Annotated in this window: 15 protein-coding genes and 1 tRNA gene; 8 read left to right on the top strand and 8 right to left on the bottom strand. The window is 63.3% G+C overall.

Translation table 11 applies throughout. The features are described 5' to 3' along the window. Positions 1-3: 3 nt before the first annotated feature. Genes NKI49_RS00250 through NKI49_RS00240 form a run of 3 tightly spaced genes read right to left on the bottom strand, consistent with a single transcriptional unit; the run spans position 4 to position 2,884 of the window. Complete coding sequence (locus tag NKI49_RS00250) at positions 4-933, bottom strand: DUF6492 family protein (RefSeq protein ID WP_352598320.1); 930 nt, start codon at positions 931-933, stop codon at positions 4-6. Beyond that, entirely contained in the window at positions 930-1,718 is a 789-nt protein-coding gene (locus NKI49_RS00245) for a WecB/TagA/CpsF family glycosyltransferase (protein WP_352598321.1), read from the bottom strand. The genes NKI49_RS00250 and NKI49_RS00245 overlap by 4 nt, the downstream gene beginning before the upstream one ends. Next, the gene (locus tag NKI49_RS00240) at positions 1,715-2,884 is read right to left on the bottom strand and encodes a glycosyltransferase (RefSeq protein WP_352598322.1); all 1,170 of its coding nucleotides are present in this window, start codon (positions 2,882-2,884) and stop codon (positions 1,715-1,717) included. The genes NKI49_RS00245 and NKI49_RS00240 overlap by 4 nt, the downstream gene beginning before the upstream one ends. 171 nt (positions 2,885-3,055) lie before the next feature. Between NKI49_RS00240 and NKI49_RS00235 the strand changes: the two genes are divergently transcribed. The 3 genes from NKI49_RS00235 to proC are packed head-to-tail and all read left to right on the top strand — an operon-like array spanning position 3,056 to position 6,241. After that, complete coding sequence (locus tag NKI49_RS00235; RefSeq protein ID WP_352598323.1) at positions 3,056-4,054, top strand: glycosyltransferase family 2 protein; 999 nt, start codon at positions 3,056-3,058, stop codon at positions 4,052-4,054. Beyond that, a complete protein-coding gene (locus NKI49_RS00230; protein ID WP_352598324.1) occupies positions 4,023-5,369 on the top strand; it encodes an O-antigen ligase family protein in 1,347 nt (448 codons plus the stop codon). The genes NKI49_RS00235 and NKI49_RS00230 overlap by 32 nt, the downstream gene beginning before the upstream one ends. 56 nt (positions 5,370-5,425) lie before the next feature. Further along, entirely contained in the window at positions 5,426-6,241 is an 816-nt protein-coding gene (proC, locus tag NKI49_RS00225; protein ID WP_352598325.1) for a pyrroline-5-carboxylate reductase, read from the top strand. Between the two features lie 6 nt (positions 6,242-6,247). On the opposite strand, the gene NKI49_RS00220 is transcribed toward proC, so the two are convergent. The 4 genes from NKI49_RS00220 to NKI49_RS00205 form a co-directional block, all read right to left on the bottom strand. Continuing rightward, positions 6,248-6,640: a type II toxin-antitoxin system VapC family toxin gene (locus NKI49_RS00220; RefSeq protein ID WP_352598326.1), complete on the bottom strand. Its 393-nt coding sequence runs from the start codon at positions 6,638-6,640 to the stop codon at positions 6,248-6,250. Further along, positions 6,640-6,882 carry a type II toxin-antitoxin system VapB family antitoxin gene (locus tag NKI49_RS00215; RefSeq protein ID WP_027027350.1) on the bottom strand — a complete coding sequence of 81 codons (243 nt, stop codon included), beginning with the start codon at positions 6,880-6,882 and terminating at the stop codon, positions 6,640-6,642. Before NKI49_RS00215 ends, NKI49_RS00220 begins: the two co-directional genes overlap by 1 nt. A 166-nt stretch (positions 6,883-7,048) precedes the next feature. After that, on the bottom strand, positions 7,049-8,443 hold the full coding sequence (locus tag NKI49_RS00210; protein WP_352598327.1) for a multicopper oxidase family protein: 1,395 nt from the start codon (positions 8,441-8,443) through the stop codon (positions 7,049-7,051). A gap of 182 nt (positions 8,444-8,625) precedes the next feature. Then, positions 8,626-8,862, bottom strand: a complete 237-nt coding sequence (locus NKI49_RS00205; protein ID WP_352598328.1) for a hypothetical protein — start codon at positions 8,860-8,862, stop codon at positions 8,626-8,628. Between NKI49_RS00205 and NKI49_RS00200 the strand changes: the two genes are divergently transcribed. Continuing rightward, positions 8,855-10,087, top strand: coding sequence for a caspase family protein (locus NKI49_RS00200; protein ID WP_352598329.1), 1,233 nt, complete (start codon positions 8,855-8,857; stop codon positions 10,085-10,087). The genes NKI49_RS00205 and NKI49_RS00200 overlap by 8 nt on opposite strands. Before the next feature lie 107 nt (positions 10,088-10,194). Here NKI49_RS00200 and NKI49_RS00195 read toward each other — a convergent pair. Further along, positions 10,195-10,269 (bottom strand) — tRNA-Thr (locus NKI49_RS00195). A gap of 157 nt (positions 10,270-10,426) precedes the next feature. Here NKI49_RS00195 and NKI49_RS00190 point away from each other — a divergent pair. The 4 genes from NKI49_RS00190 (at position 10,427) to hisD (ending at position 13,957) form a co-directional block, all read left to right on the top strand. Beyond that, complete coding sequence (locus tag NKI49_RS00190; protein WP_081689627.1) at positions 10,427-10,603, top strand: hypothetical protein; 177 nt, start codon at positions 10,427-10,429, stop codon at positions 10,601-10,603. A gap of 129 nt (positions 10,604-10,732) precedes the next feature. Next, on the top strand, positions 10,733-12,025 hold the full coding sequence (gene murA, locus NKI49_RS00185) for a UDP-N-acetylglucosamine 1-carboxyvinyltransferase (protein ID WP_352598330.1): 1,293 nt from the start codon (positions 10,733-10,735) through the stop codon (positions 12,023-12,025). A 196-nt stretch (positions 12,026-12,221) separates the two neighbouring features. Continuing rightward, complete coding sequence (locus tag NKI49_RS00180) at positions 12,222-12,656, top strand: DUF2948 family protein (protein ID WP_352598331.1); 435 nt, start codon at positions 12,222-12,224, stop codon at positions 12,654-12,656. 8 nt (positions 12,657-12,664) lie between these two features. Then, positions 12,665-13,957, top strand: a complete 1,293-nt coding sequence (gene hisD / locus NKI49_RS00175; protein ID WP_352598332.1) for a histidinol dehydrogenase — start codon at positions 12,665-12,667, stop codon at positions 13,955-13,957. Positions 13,958-13,959 lie beyond the last annotated feature (2 nt).

Genomic DNA, 13,959 nt, shown 5'->3' with positions numbered 1-13,959 from the left:
GGATCATGCTTCATCCAGCCCGATCAGGCGACGGATGCGGCCGATATCGGTGCCGATGAAGGATTGCATGCCGATCGCCACCTGCTCCGGCGCCATGGCGCCGACGAAGCGGCGGAACTCCTCATCCGACAGTGCTTCACCGGTCCAGTGGATGCGGCAGAATTCCTCCGATGCGTGGAAATGGCCGGCACCTTCCAGCAAATCGTCGACATAGCGGCCGTAGATCATGCATTCGGAGAATCTGCGCGCCTGACCGACGACCTCGACCCAGCCGCGGCCATGGACTTTTTCGATCTGGCCGCACATGGCAAGCACCGTGTCGCGGCGCCAGGCGATCAGCGTCGAAATGTAATCGTGGACCGATGTCCGGGACGGGTCGATGCCGAGCGCCGAACCGGCATTGCGCGACCACAGGAGATGCTCGTCGTGGCCGTCATCGGCGAGCACGCCCTCGCGGCGGAATAGTCGCGCCTTGCCGTCGCGCCAGAAGGCGCCGCAGTCGAAAGGCTTGAGGAAAGCGACGTCGGAATCGCAGAACACCAGCACATCTTCCCTGGCGTGTGCCGATATGGCGATGCGGCGCAGCTGTTGCACATGCCAGCCGCGCAGCGGCTGCGTCTTCAGGCTGAGCCAGACGCGGCGCCGGAACAGGCTGAGCGGATCGTCGAGAGCGTGCAGCCAGCGCGGCAGCAGTTCACGCTCGTCGATGACCGAGCGCCGGCTGGTCTCCAACCGACGGAAAAGCGCAACGTCGCGATGTTCGACCAGAATGTAATGATGTGCCGCGCCTGAAACATACCGGTCGATTGTTTCGCACAACAGGCGGCAACGCTCGAAGTCCGGCGCGTAGCTTGCCGTCACCATCGCAGCCGTGGGTGTTCCCGGCAATGGCTTGGGGTCGGCAAGAGCGCCTGGAACAAACCTTTTGTTCAAGCAGCATCTCCCGCAGAGCGGCGCGACAATTTCTGTTTGACGACCCGCCACAGGAACAGAGGATTGCCGACCACGTAGCGTCGCCAGAGCCGGCCCGGTTCGACGGCCAGCCGGAACAGCCACTCCAGCCGCAGGCGGCGCATCCACAGGGGCGCGCGTGGCACCGAGCCGCTCAAGAAGTCGAGCAGCGCACCGACGGCTATCGGCAGCGTGCAGTGATGTTCGTCGATGTGCCTGGCGATCCACAGTTCCTGGCGCGGCACGCCCATGGCCACCAACAGCACGTCCGGCCGCAGCGTCGCGATCCGGTTGACGATTTCCGATTCCTGAGCGGCGGAGAAATAGCCGTCATGAATGACCACGAAACTGTGCTGGGCGGCGATGGCCGCCAGTTTGCCGGACGCCGCCTCCGCGTTGACGCGCGTCGCGCCGAGCAGGCCCACGGTCAGCGGCGTCGTCGAGGCCCGCAGGAAGGCCGGCACGAAATCGGTGCCGTTGAGATTGTCCGGAAACGGCTGACCGTAGAGCAACTGCGCCGCGAGATCGACGCCGACGCCGTCCGGCAGGATGAGGAAATCTTCCAGCGCCTCGGCGAAGACCGGGTCGGTATGGGCGAGGTTGGCATTATGCGCGTTGAGGAAACTGACCTTGGTGAAACGCCGCTCGGCAATCAGGCGGTTCAGCAGGGCGACCGCATCGTCCCAGTGGATCGCGAGCACCGAGATGCCGAGGATCGTCTTCAAAGTGTCGAGCCCGAACGCGGCGCGGGCAGCATGCATGTTCATGCAAACGCCTCCTGCCTGAGCGGCCCTAGCTTTTCGAGGCCGAACCGGATGGCGGCATCCAGCGCCTCGACCTGCCGGCGATGGAACGCGCCGCCGTCGACGTCGCGGACGTCTGCCGCCGCGGCCTCTAGTGCCCTGGCGAAGGCGATGGGATCGTCGGTGACGACGCAATTGGCCGGGCGGTGGTCGATGCCGCGCAGCGAACGGCTGGTGGCTACGGAAGGCAGGCCGAGTTCGAAAGTCTCGATGGTCTTCAACTGGACGCCGCTGCCGGCCGTGCTGATCAAAGGTATGACGGCAGCGCTGCGCACGAAGGCCTGGGCGTCGGGGACGCGGCCGATGAATTCGACGCCCGGATGCATCGAGATGACACTTGAGGGCATGTGGCCCGCGATGCGGACGCGGAAATCCGGCCCGAGATGCGGCACCACCTTGCCGAGGAACCAGTCCAGGCCGGTGCGGTTCGGCTGCCAGGTCCATGTGCCGACCAGGGCCGCGTCGCAATCGATCCGGCGCGGCTTCCGGGCCGGCGTCTTGGCGGTCGTCACCAGCGGCAGCACCGCCGAGCGGTCGTCCAAGGCGACATCGAGTGCCGCGCGGTCTTCCTCGGCCAGCGTGAAGATGAAGCGGGCCCGGCGGCAGAGACGCTGCTCCATTTCCTTAAGCAATCTCGCCTCGCGGCGGAACAAAAGCCGCTGGAAGAGGCTACCGGCTGCAGCGGCGTTCTCCCGCGCCGAAAGATGCTCGACATTGTGAGCGACGAAGATCGAGGGCCGGTCGGCGAAGAGCTTTTCGAAGGCGCCGGCGAACTGCACGGAATTCAGCACATAACCGTCGAAGGGGCCGGCCCGCTCGATGGCGGCAAGAACATCTTCGTCGGACACCGTTCGCAGCTTGACCGACGCGAATGTGAGGCCCGAAAGCATCGCCTTGCCGACCCAGGCAAGCTTCTGCAGCGCGGAGGCGTTTTCCGTGCGAACGTCGATGGCACCCAGAACCACGGTGTTTTCGGGATCGGCGGCGGGTTTTCCCGGCCAGGTGAAGCCGATGACCGTGACGCGCGCGCCAGCACGCCGCAAGGCGGCGATAATCGCGGCATTGGCGATCTCGTAGCCCGAGGCGAGAGCGCCGTCGGGCACGATCGATGTGGCGAACAGCAGATGCATCTCACCTATCCTGTGGTGTAGGCGGTAGCAAAGCGCGGTGAACCCTTGATTAAACGGCGACAATCAACGGCCGAAAGCCCCTGCCGGGAGGCTTCTCCGTGCAAGGTGATTAACGAAACGTTATCATCGTGGTGCTACCAGAACCGCAACTCACCATGTGGCTGGACGCGAATGATCTCTTTGCCGTCGGACGGTTCGGTATCGATCGCGGGACGGTCTCCGCGGCTTGACGTGGAAGCCGTCGAAGCGGTCGTCACCTTGCCGACCTTCACGCGGCCCGAACAGGTGCTGGAAACGCTGGCGTCATTGCGGGCGCAAGAGACCGGCAGGCGCTTTGCCGTCATCGTCATGGAAAACGACGCCGAACTGCGCGCCGGCGCCGAGGCGGCACTGCCCCTGTTCGAGCGCGGCGAGATGCCGGGCATGGTCATCATCGCGCATGAGCGCGGCAATTGCAGCGCCTACAATGCCGGCTGGCAGACGGCGATCCTGCATTTTCCGAACTTCAGGCATCTCTTGGTCATCGACGACGACGAGATCGCCGATCCACAGTGGCTGGAACGGATGTGCGGGGCAGCGGAGGCGCTCGATGCCGATATCGTCGGCGGCCCGCAGGTGCCCGTATTCGCCGATCCGGCCCATGCGAGATGGGCCGGCCATCCTGTTTTCGCGCCGCCCTACCGGGAAACGGGACGCGTGCCCGCACTTTATTCGTCCGGCAATCTCCTGGTCGGGCGCAACGTGCTCATTGCCATGGGGCCACCCTTTCTCGATCTGAAGTTCAACTTTATGGGCGGCGGCGATTCCGACTTTCTCAGCCGGTCGGCGCAGCGAGGCTTCGTGCTCGGCTGGTGCGCCGAGGCACAGGTGCATGAAACCGTTCCGGCCCGGCGCGTCGAAGCCGGCTGGATCCGTGCGCGCAGCCTGCGCAACGGCGTGATTTCGACGCTGGTCGAAAAGAAGAAACGTGCCGGCACGCCGTTCGCCGGCGCCAAAGTGCTGCTGAAAAGCCTGGCGCTGCTTGCCGCCTCGCCGTTTCGCGGCATGATGCGGCTGGCGCGGACAGGATCGCCGGCGATCGCCATCTATCCCATCCATGTCGCGCTTGGTCGCGTGCTGGCCGAATTCGGATATGCCAATGAGCAATACCGCCAGCCTGAGAAAAACTGAGCGCGCGCCGCTCAGCGCTGCGTTCACGCGCGAAGGCGTGGCGACGGCGATCGCGGCGCTGCTGTTCACCGTCATCATGGTGTCCTTCCGCCCGTTCCAGCCGGCCGGCGCGGAACTCACCGGCGACGGCGGCGATATCGTCAACCAGCTTGGCTTCGGCTCGCTCGGCGCCATCTCGGTCTTCTCGCTGATGGCCTTTGCCGATCCGCGCATCGTGCGCTCGCTGCTCAGCCCGTCCTGGATGCTGATGCTGGGTTTCTTTTTCCTGTCTGTGGTGCTGGCGACCGATCCGCCCTCGGCCATGCGCGCCGCCTTCTTCACCATGATCGGGATTCTGACCATGGCAACGATCCTGGTGCTGCCACGCGATGCCGAGGCCATCTCGAAGGTCATCATCTTCACCGCCGTCGTAGTGATGGGCCTTTCCTATCTCGGCCTCATCGTCTTTCCGCACGAGGCGATGCACACGGCCGATTCACAGGAACCCGAACATGCCGGCCTGTGGCGCGGCGTGCTCACCCACAAGAACATCGCCGGCCCGATCATGGCCTGCTTCAGTTTCGCGGGCCTTTATCTCTACCGGCGTGGACAACGGTTCTGGGGTGCCGGGATCTTCGGCGCGGCGATGATCTTCATGCTGCACACCGGCTCCAAGACCACGGCCGGCCTGGTGCCTTTCTCGATCCTGATCGTGATGTTTCCGAGCCTGATGGGCATGCGGCTCGGCACGCCGATCCTGTTTGCGCTGGCGATTATCGCTACCGCGGTCGGCACGCTGGGCATCGTCTTCCTGCCGCCGGTCAAACATCTGGCGGCGATCTATTTCCCCGATCTCACCTATACCGGGCGCGCAACGCTGTGGGAGTTCGCGGGCAGCATGCTGGCGAAAAAGCCGTGGACCGGCTACGGCTATGAAAGCTTCTGGGGCACGCCGCTGCTGCTCAACCAGGATCAGCCCTTCGATCGGGCCTGGGACATCCGGACCATCGTGCATGGCCATGACGGCTACCTCGACATTGCCGTGCTGATGGGCATTCCCGCCCTTTGCGTGGCGGTCCACACCTTCCTCATCGCGCCGATGCGCGACTACATGCGCATTCCCTTGCGCAAGGAGAATATCTATCTCGGCGACTTCTTCATGATGGTGGTGCTGTTCGCGGCGCTCAACGCTTTCCTCGAAAGCTTCTTCTTCCATCGCGGCGATCAGGTCTGGCTGTTCTTCGTGCTCGGCGTGTTTGGCCTGAGGCAAGTGTCGCTGCGGCCGATCCCGGTGCGCAATCCCGATCGCGGTGCGGGATTTTCCGGCCGCCCCTGACAGGGCTTCCCCACCGGAGCGCGAGCGTCTATGGGAAGACCTTTCGGAGGCTCTCGATGACGATCAGGCTTGTTCTCGCCGGCTGCGGCAATATGGGTTACGCCATGCTCTCGGGCTGGCTGAAATCCGGCAAACTCGCGCCTTCGGCGGTCTTCGTGGTAGAGCCCAATGCCGACCTGCGCCAGCGCGCGGCAGCGTTGGGCTGCGGCACCGCCGCGGATGCCGGCGATATTCCGGCCGATGCCGTGCCTGATCTCGTCGTTATCGCGGTGAAGCCGCAGGTGATCCGCGACGTCACCGCCGCCTACAAGCGCTTCGGCGACGGCCGCACGGCTTTCGTCAGCATCGCGGCGGGCACGCCTGCCGCGACCTTCGAGGAAATCCTCGGCAACCGCGCGCCTGTTGTGCGCTGCATGCCCAACACGCCTGCCGCCATCGGCAAGGGCATGATGGTGGTGTTTTCCAATCACCTGGTGTCCGACGATACCAAGCGCTTCGTCGCCGACCTGCTCTCGGCGAGCGGCGAAGTGACCACCATCGACGATGAGAGCCTGATGGATGCGGTGACCGCCGTGTCCGGATCTGGACCGGCCTATATCTTCCATTTCATCGAAGCACTGACCGTGGCTGCGGAGAAGGCAGGCCTGCCGGCAGCGACCGCCAAGCTGCTCGCCATGCAGACCGTCTACGGCGCTGCCTCGCTCGCCGCCGAAAGCGGCGAAGAGCCCGGCATCCTGCGCCAGCAGGTGACCAGCCCCAACGGCACCACGGCAGCCGCCCTTGCCGTACTGATGGGCGAGGACCGGCTGACCAATCTCGTCACCCAGGCCGTGGAAGCGGCGCGGCTGCGATCTATCGAGCTGGGAAAGTAGACGTCGCTAGGCGAGATCCGTATGCGAGAAGTCGTTGCCTTTGTAGAGCAGAACTGAGCCGCGGCTCTTGGCACAGGCGTAGGATAGGCAATCCGCAAGGTTGAGCTGGGCGGGATGCCCGCGCCCTTTTCCATAGTCTGAAAACGCCCGGATCGCGAGTTTGGCGTCGCCTGCGTGGATCGGCACGATTTCGATCTCAGCCTCGCGCAGAAAAGCCTCTATCGCCGTTTCCGCAACCACAGGTTCGACGGCAAGCATAGTGGAAAGCCGCATCGCCGCCTCAAGCACCACCAGAGCGGAGGTAATCCTGTGAGGTGCTGCTTCGATGCGGTTACTCCACTCGCCGGCATCTTCCTCTTCCGAAAGAATTGCGACAACGACGGATGTGTCGACGAACATCAGGGATGTCCCCACATGTCGTCGATCTCGTCCTTGGTCACTGGCCGCCCCCCCTGGCCAGCCTTGGCTTTAAAGTCACCGGCGATAGCAGCTAGCCGCTCCGCCAAGGGAACGCGTCCGCTTTCCCGCTTCAATTCAGATTCAAGCGCTTCGATAACCGCTTCGGTCATGGAAATCTTGCGTTTCGCCGCAAGACGTCGTGCCAAGTCACGCGCACGCGGATCCCTGATCTGGAGATTCATTGGCCGATCCTCAGCGTCTCTGTCACTACAATATAGTGCACCTGTCATGACAACGCCAGCGACCTCGAGCATCTCGTCCTGGATTGGCTCAAGGGGTTGTCAATTGACGTTATGATGCGCAAGTGACGATCGCGAGCGGTTGCACGGCCTCGACGACAGCTCGGCTTCAAACCACTCTGACGTAGCTGGTCATTCCCGATTTCTGGTGCTCTATGATGTGGCAGTGCAGCAGCCAGTCGCCAGGATTGTCGGCGACGAAGCCCAGGCTGACCTTCTCATTGGGCTCGATGAGATAAGTGTCGGAGATCAGAGGCTGCACCTGGCGCGTCGACGACGACAGCACCTTGAAGCTCATGCCGTGCAGATGCATCGGATGCGATTGCGGCGTCAGGTTTTCCATGTCGATGACATAGCTCTTGCCGAGCTTCAGTTCGGCCAGCGGTGCGGTTGGATCCGACGTATCGCCCGGCCACGGAACCTTGTTGATGGCCCAGAAACTATAGCCGAGCGAACCGCAGATGCCGTCGCTCGGGACATTTTCGGCCGTGGCGCTCAGCGCCAGCGAGATATGCTGGGCGCTGGTGATATCCACCTCCGCCACCGGATTGGCCTCCAGGGGAGCAAGATCGCGAACATCGCGCTTGAGGGAACCTCCCGTCGCACGCAAGGTCGCCAGCACCTTGGGCTTGGTGCCCCTGACGTCCCGCAAGCTGACGATCGCGCCCTCCTCGTCCGGCATGCGAATGGCGAGTTCCATGCGCTGGCCCGGTCCAAGCAGCAAGGCGTCGGGGGAGAAACGCCGCGGCACCGGATTGCCGTCCAGTGCGATGACTGTCGCGTCGGCGCCATCGACACGAAAGGCATAGATGCGAGTGACATCGGTGATGGCGACACGCAACCGCGCCAGCCCGCCGGCCGGTGCATCATATTGCGGCTGATCGAGCCAGTTGGCGGTGCGCACCGTGCCATAGGTGCCGGTTCTCGCGGCATCGCGGGGCCGGAACTGATCGATGAACTGGCCATCGTCGCCGAGCCGCCAGTCGCGCAGATTGAGCACCATTTCGGCGTCGAATTTCGGGTCGCTCGGGTTCTCCACCACGATCACCCCGGTCAGGCCGTGGCCCATCTGGATCAGCGTGTTGCAATGCGGGTGGTACCAGAAGGTGCCGGCGTCGGGCGGCGTGAAGGCGTAATCGAAGTGATCGCCTGTATAGACATAGGGTTGGACCAGGAACGGAACGCCGTCCATTTTGTTGGGGACCCGAACGCCGTGCCAGTGGATCGTCGTCGGATCGTCGATGGCGTTGACGAGCCGCGCGGCGAACGGCTCGCCTTTCTTCATCCTGAGCACCGGCGGCATGCCTGCATTGCCATAGGTCAGCACATCCCTGGTCTGGCCGACATCCATCAGCTTCGCCTGGATTTTGGCCGTCTGCAGCACCACGGGCTCGGGCTTGGCAGCGGCCCAGCCGCCAAGCCTGCCCATGGCCGAAAGCCCGATCCCGCCCGCGCCGGCAACCGCGGCCGATTTCAAAAGCCCGCGGCGTGTCAGCACGGTCATTCAACGCTCCAACGGCAACGACGACTGCCTCAAGATTTCTCGTCGTCTTGGATCACGAGCGGGCCGCCGGCGCAAATGCCGATATTGACGCATCGGCAGCGCCCAGATCGGTCGGCACGCCGCGTAGGCTGTCCTGAACGAGGGCAGCGCCCGGCACCGACGGTTCTACAGGGGCAACGGTGTCACAGCGCAGGCGGGTGCGGAAGCTTGCCCTTGTCCGCCTCTGCCATAAAGGCATCCAACCACTTCCGGCCAACCAGCTTGTGCTTTGGCTTTTCTGGCTTCTTCGAACGCTCGGGCAGCGCTGCAGGGGAGCGATAGTTCGGGTCCGTACCAACGGTCAATGCCGTCTCTTTCCAAGCAGCAGCGAAAAAGTTAGTCTGCAAGCTGCTGAAAGGAAGGCGAGCGGACTTGTTCAAGCTTCGCATCTTCTGCGCGTTTTTGTTGCTTGCGCTGGCCAGCCTGTGGGGGCAGGCCAATGGTCAGCAGACAATCGCGGACGACCTGGCCGCACGACAAACAGTGGCAATTCGGTCCGCCGGCAGGTTTGCGCTCGTCATCGGCAACTCGGACTATCAGCATGCCCCTTCACTTCCTAATGGGAAGAAAGACGCCGCTGCCATTGCTACGGCGCTGCAAAATCTAGGCTTTGGCGTTTCGCTCAGTCTTAATGTCAACCATGAGGCAATGCGCGAGGCTGTCGAGCAGTTCAGCCGTAGCTTGCGGCCGGGTGATGTGTCGCTGTTCTACTATGCCGGTCATGGCCTGCAGGCGAATGGCACAAACTATCTCATCCCGGTGGACGCGGCCCTAAAACGCCCGTCGGATCTAGCCATTGAAGGACAGCGTCTCGACGATGTCATCGACGCCATGACCGTTGAAAACAACACGGCAATTCTTCTCCTGGACGCCTGCCGCAACAATCCTTTTACCCAAACTCTGTCGCTCGCAAAAAAGAGCCGCGCCATCAATTTCGGGCTCGGTCTTGCGCCAGTCGATGCAGGAAGAGGGGTGTATATTGGTTTTGCAACGCAACCAGGCAATGTCGCGCTCGACGGAGATGGCGACCACAGCCCTTTTGCTGCCGCGCTCTTAAGGCATATCGCAACGTCGCAAATCGATATTGAGATCTTAATGCGGCGGGTTCGAGCGGACGTTATGGAGGCGACCGAACAGCAGCAGGTGCCTTGGAGCAACTCGTCGCTGATTGAGCCAGGATTTGCATTCCGCCCGGACCCAGAGCAAGAGAAATCGACAATTCAGAACTCCAAACCGCCCATCGAATCCAATGCGGCTGACCTCGAATTTTGGCGCTCGATCAAGGATACTTCGGAGATAAAGATGTTCCGTGCCTACTTGGCAGCGTTCCCGGCGGGCACCTTTAGCGAGATTGCCAAAGACCGGATCTCGAACCTTAAGAAGCCAAAAGCTCCCAGAACGAAAGCTCCCCAAACGTCCACTAAGAAGACGAAACCTGTCGTTGCTCCGGCACTAGCACCTAACCGGTCGAGCGTATCAAAACCGCCGACGACCACAACGATCTTCGAGGGCCGATGCCGTGACGGCAACATAGAGCGCTGTCGGCAGAATTGCAGCGAGGGCAGGAAGAGAGCATGCAGAATGCTGCGGAAGCTGGGAGGATAGTTCCCCGACAGGTCATGCTGTGCCGGATTTTGTGCCACAATCCGGCGCGTAACCCTGCGCGGCTGTGCACAGCAGCATAGAAACCTTTTGCGAAAAGCCTTGGAAACTGGTGCTGCGAGAGAGGATTGAACTCTCGACCTCTCCCTTACCAAGGGAGTGCTCTACCACTGAGCTACCGCAGCCGCTGATGGCGGGGCTTCTGCCATATCGAACTGGTAAGCGCAAGGCCAAGAACAACGCTTCTGCGAAAGCCTGTGCCGGATGGCTTCGATGACATGGCGGTGCCACAATGTTGGCTATGCCTGAACGGCAGATTGGCCGGCGGGCCGGGACGGGACGATGGACGACAAGACAAATCCAGCGAAAAAAGGCGGTGCGGACCGCAAGGGCCGGCTCGCCGAGCAGTTGCGCGCCAATCTGCAGAAACGCAAGGCGCAATCGCGCTCGCGCCGCACCGGCGGCGCCGACCAGCGGCCGGACGGGCTGGGCGCGGGCAAGGAAATGCAGAAAGATTAACTCGAATCGGCCATTCTTGGCGCCGGTTTGGCGAAATCCTATTTCTTGAACCAGGCCGGCCAATGGTCTAGACGGGCCGATACTCAAACGATTGAACCGGCTTTTTTCGGCCGAGAGGGACGTTCTTCCATGGATCGCATCAGAATTGTCGGCGGCAACAAGCTCGCCGGAAGCATTCCGATCTCGGGCGCGAAAAACGCTGCCCTGCCCTTGATGATCGCCTCGCTCCTGACCGACGACACGCTGACGCTGGAAAACGTGCCGCATCTGGCCGATGTCGAACAGCTGATCCGCATCCTGGGCAATCACGGCGTCGACTATTCGGTCAACGGCCGCCGCGAAAAGCAGAATGAAGGCTATTCGCGCACCATCAATTTCTCCGCCCGCAATATCGTCGACACCACGGCCCCTTACGAGCTGGTGTCGAAGATGCGCGCTTCCTTCTGGGTCATCGGCCCGCTGCTTGCCCGCATGGGCGAAGCCAAGGTGTCGCTGCCCGGCGGCTGCGCCATCGGCACGCGCCCGGTCGACCTGTTCCTCGAAGGCCTGCAGGCGCTGGGCGCCGACATCGATGTCGACACCGGCTACGTCATCGCCAAGACCAGGAACGGCCGGCTTGTCGGCAACCGCTACATCTTTCCGAAAGTGTCGGTCGGCGCCACCCACGTCCTGATGATGGCGGCTGCGCTGGCCAAGGGCGAAACGGTGCTCGAAAACGCCGCCTGCGAGCCCGAGATCGTCAATCTCGCCGAATGCCTCAACGCGATGGGCGCCAGGATTTCCGGCGCCGGCACGCCGACCATCACCATCGACGGCGTCGAAGCGCTGTCGGGCGCGCGCGTGCGCGTCATCCCCGACCGCATCGAGACCGGCACCTATGCCATGGCGGTGGCGATGACCGGCGGCGATGTCGTGCTCGAGGGCGCTCGGCCGGAGCTGTTGCAGACCGCGCTCGACGTGATCGCGCAGACGGGCGCGGAGATCACGCAGACCAATTCCGGCATCCGGGTGAGGCGCAACGGCGCCGGCATTTCGCCGGTCGACGTGACGACGGCGCCCTTCCCGGCCTTCCCGACCGATTTGCAGGCGCAGTTCATGGGCCTGATGACGATGGCCAAGGGCAAGTCGCGCATCACCGAGACGATCTTCGAAAACCGTTTCATGCATGTGCAGGAACTGGCCCGGCTCGGCGCCCATATCACGCTTTCCGGCCAGACGGCGATCGTCGAGGGCGTGCCGAAGCTGAAGGGTGCGCCGGTCATGGCGACCGATCTTCGCGCTTCCGTTTCGCTGGTCATCGCAGGTCTGGCGGCCGAAGGCGAGACGACCGTCAACCGCGTCTATCATCTCGACCGCGGCTTCGAACGGCTGGAAGAAAAGCTCTCCAACTGCGGCGCGGTGATCGAGCGGATTTCGGCTTAGGCGCTTCGGCGAGGGCGCCAGACTAACTGTCGATCTCGGCGCTGCCCTCATCCGCCTGCCCGTCCTCCGCAGCAGCTGCGGAGGATGGGCAGGGCGATGAGGGGCAGCGCAAACCCGCGGTTATTGGCGCGGTTGCACGGATCGCCAAGACCGCCTAACAGAAGGCTGAACATCAACTTCCAGGTGCGAAATCCGCATGAATGCCCTCAAGCTTATCGCGCTCGACGATCAGGATCTGAGCATCGTCTCGGCCCATGTACAGGATGCCGTGATGAAGGTTTCGGATCTCGAATACCTGCCATCGGCCAAGCGTTTCGTGCTGACAATGAACCGCTTCGTCTGGGAGGCCAAATCCGGCATCTTTCGCCAGCACAATGAGCGGCGGCAGGCGGTGCTGCATTTCGACAGGGTGTTGGGCGCCAAGACCAGCGGCATCGCCCGCGACAAGCCGGCCGAGGTCTTGTCGCTGCTGGCGATCAGCTTCATCGAGATCAGCAAGCCGGCCGGCATCGTCGAGCTGATCTTTTCGGGCGGCGGCGCCATCATGCTCGACGTCGAATGCATCGAGGCCCGCCTTGCCGACATAGGCGGCGCCTGGGAAGCCACGTCGCGTCCCGTGCACAGGGCTTGAGGGTCAAAATGGCCATCACGCTCCGTCACTCCGATGCCGATTTCGAGCCGCGTTTCGCCGCCTTCCTCACCACCAAGCGGGAGGTGTCGGCCGATGTCGACGCCGCGGTGCGCGAGATCATCGGGCGCGTGCGCGCCGAGGGCGACGCGGCGCTGATCGACTACTCGCTGAAATTCGATCGGGCCGACCTGAAAAGCGTCGGCATCGCCGTATCGACGGACGACATCGCCCGGGCCTACCAAGCCGCCGATCCGCTGACGATCGAGGCGCTTGAATTCGCCCGCGACCGCATCCGCTCGTATCACGATCGGCAGCGGCCGAGGGACGATCGCTACACGGATGGCGCCGGCGTCGAGCTCGGCTGGCGCTGGACGGCGATCGAGGCGGTCGGACTCTATGTCCCGGGCGGCACGGCGAGCTACCCAAGCTCCGTGCTGATGAACGCCATGCCGGCCAGGGTGGCCGGTGTCGAGCGCATCGTCATGGTGGTGCCGGCGCCGGGCGGCGTCATCAATCCATTGGTGCTGGTGGCGGCCGACATAGCAGGCGTATCCGAAATCTACCGCGTCGGCGGTGCCCAGGCGATCGCCGCCCTGGCCCATGGCACCGAGACGATAAAGCCTGTCGCCAAGATCGTCGGTCCCGGCAATGCCTATGTCGCGGCGGCCAAGCGGCAGGTGTTCGGCACGGTCGGCATCGACATGATCGCCGGCCCGTCGGAAGTTCTTGTCGTGGCCGACGGCAACAACGATCCGGACTGGATCGCCGCCGACCTGCTGGCCCAGGCCGAGCACGATGCGTCGGCGCAGTCGATCTTGATCACCAATGATCCAGCCTTTGCCAAAGCGGTCGAAGCGGCGGTCGAGCGCCAGTTGAAGAGCCTGCCGAGGACCGACACGGCGTCGGCGAGTTGGCGCGACTTCGGCGCCGTCATCCTGGTGCCGACGATCGAAGCAGCACTGCCGCTGGTCGACCGCATTGCCGCCGAGCATGTCGAATTGGCCATCGACGACGACGAGGATTTCCTGTCGCGGATGCGCAATGCAGGTGCCGTCTTTCTCGGCCGCCATACCCCGGAAGCCATCGGCGACTATGTCGGCGGCTCCAACCATGTGCTGCCGACAGCCCGCTCGGCGCGCTTCTCGTCCGGCCTGTCCGTGCTCGACTTCGTCAAGCGCACCTCGATCCTCAAGCTTGGACCGGAGCAGTTGCGCGCGCTGGCGCCGGCGGCGATCGCGCTCGCCAAGGCGGAAGGGCTGGACGCGCACGGCCGATCCGTCTCCATACGGCTGAACATGTAGGC

This window comes from Mesorhizobium sp. M0587 (genome assembly GCF_040320945.1).
Classification (GTDB): domain Bacteria; phylum Pseudomonadota; class Alphaproteobacteria; order Rhizobiales; family Rhizobiaceae; genus Mesorhizobium.
Note: the sequence above shows the minus strand (reverse complement) of the source record. Positions and strands in the feature narration are given on the sequence as shown.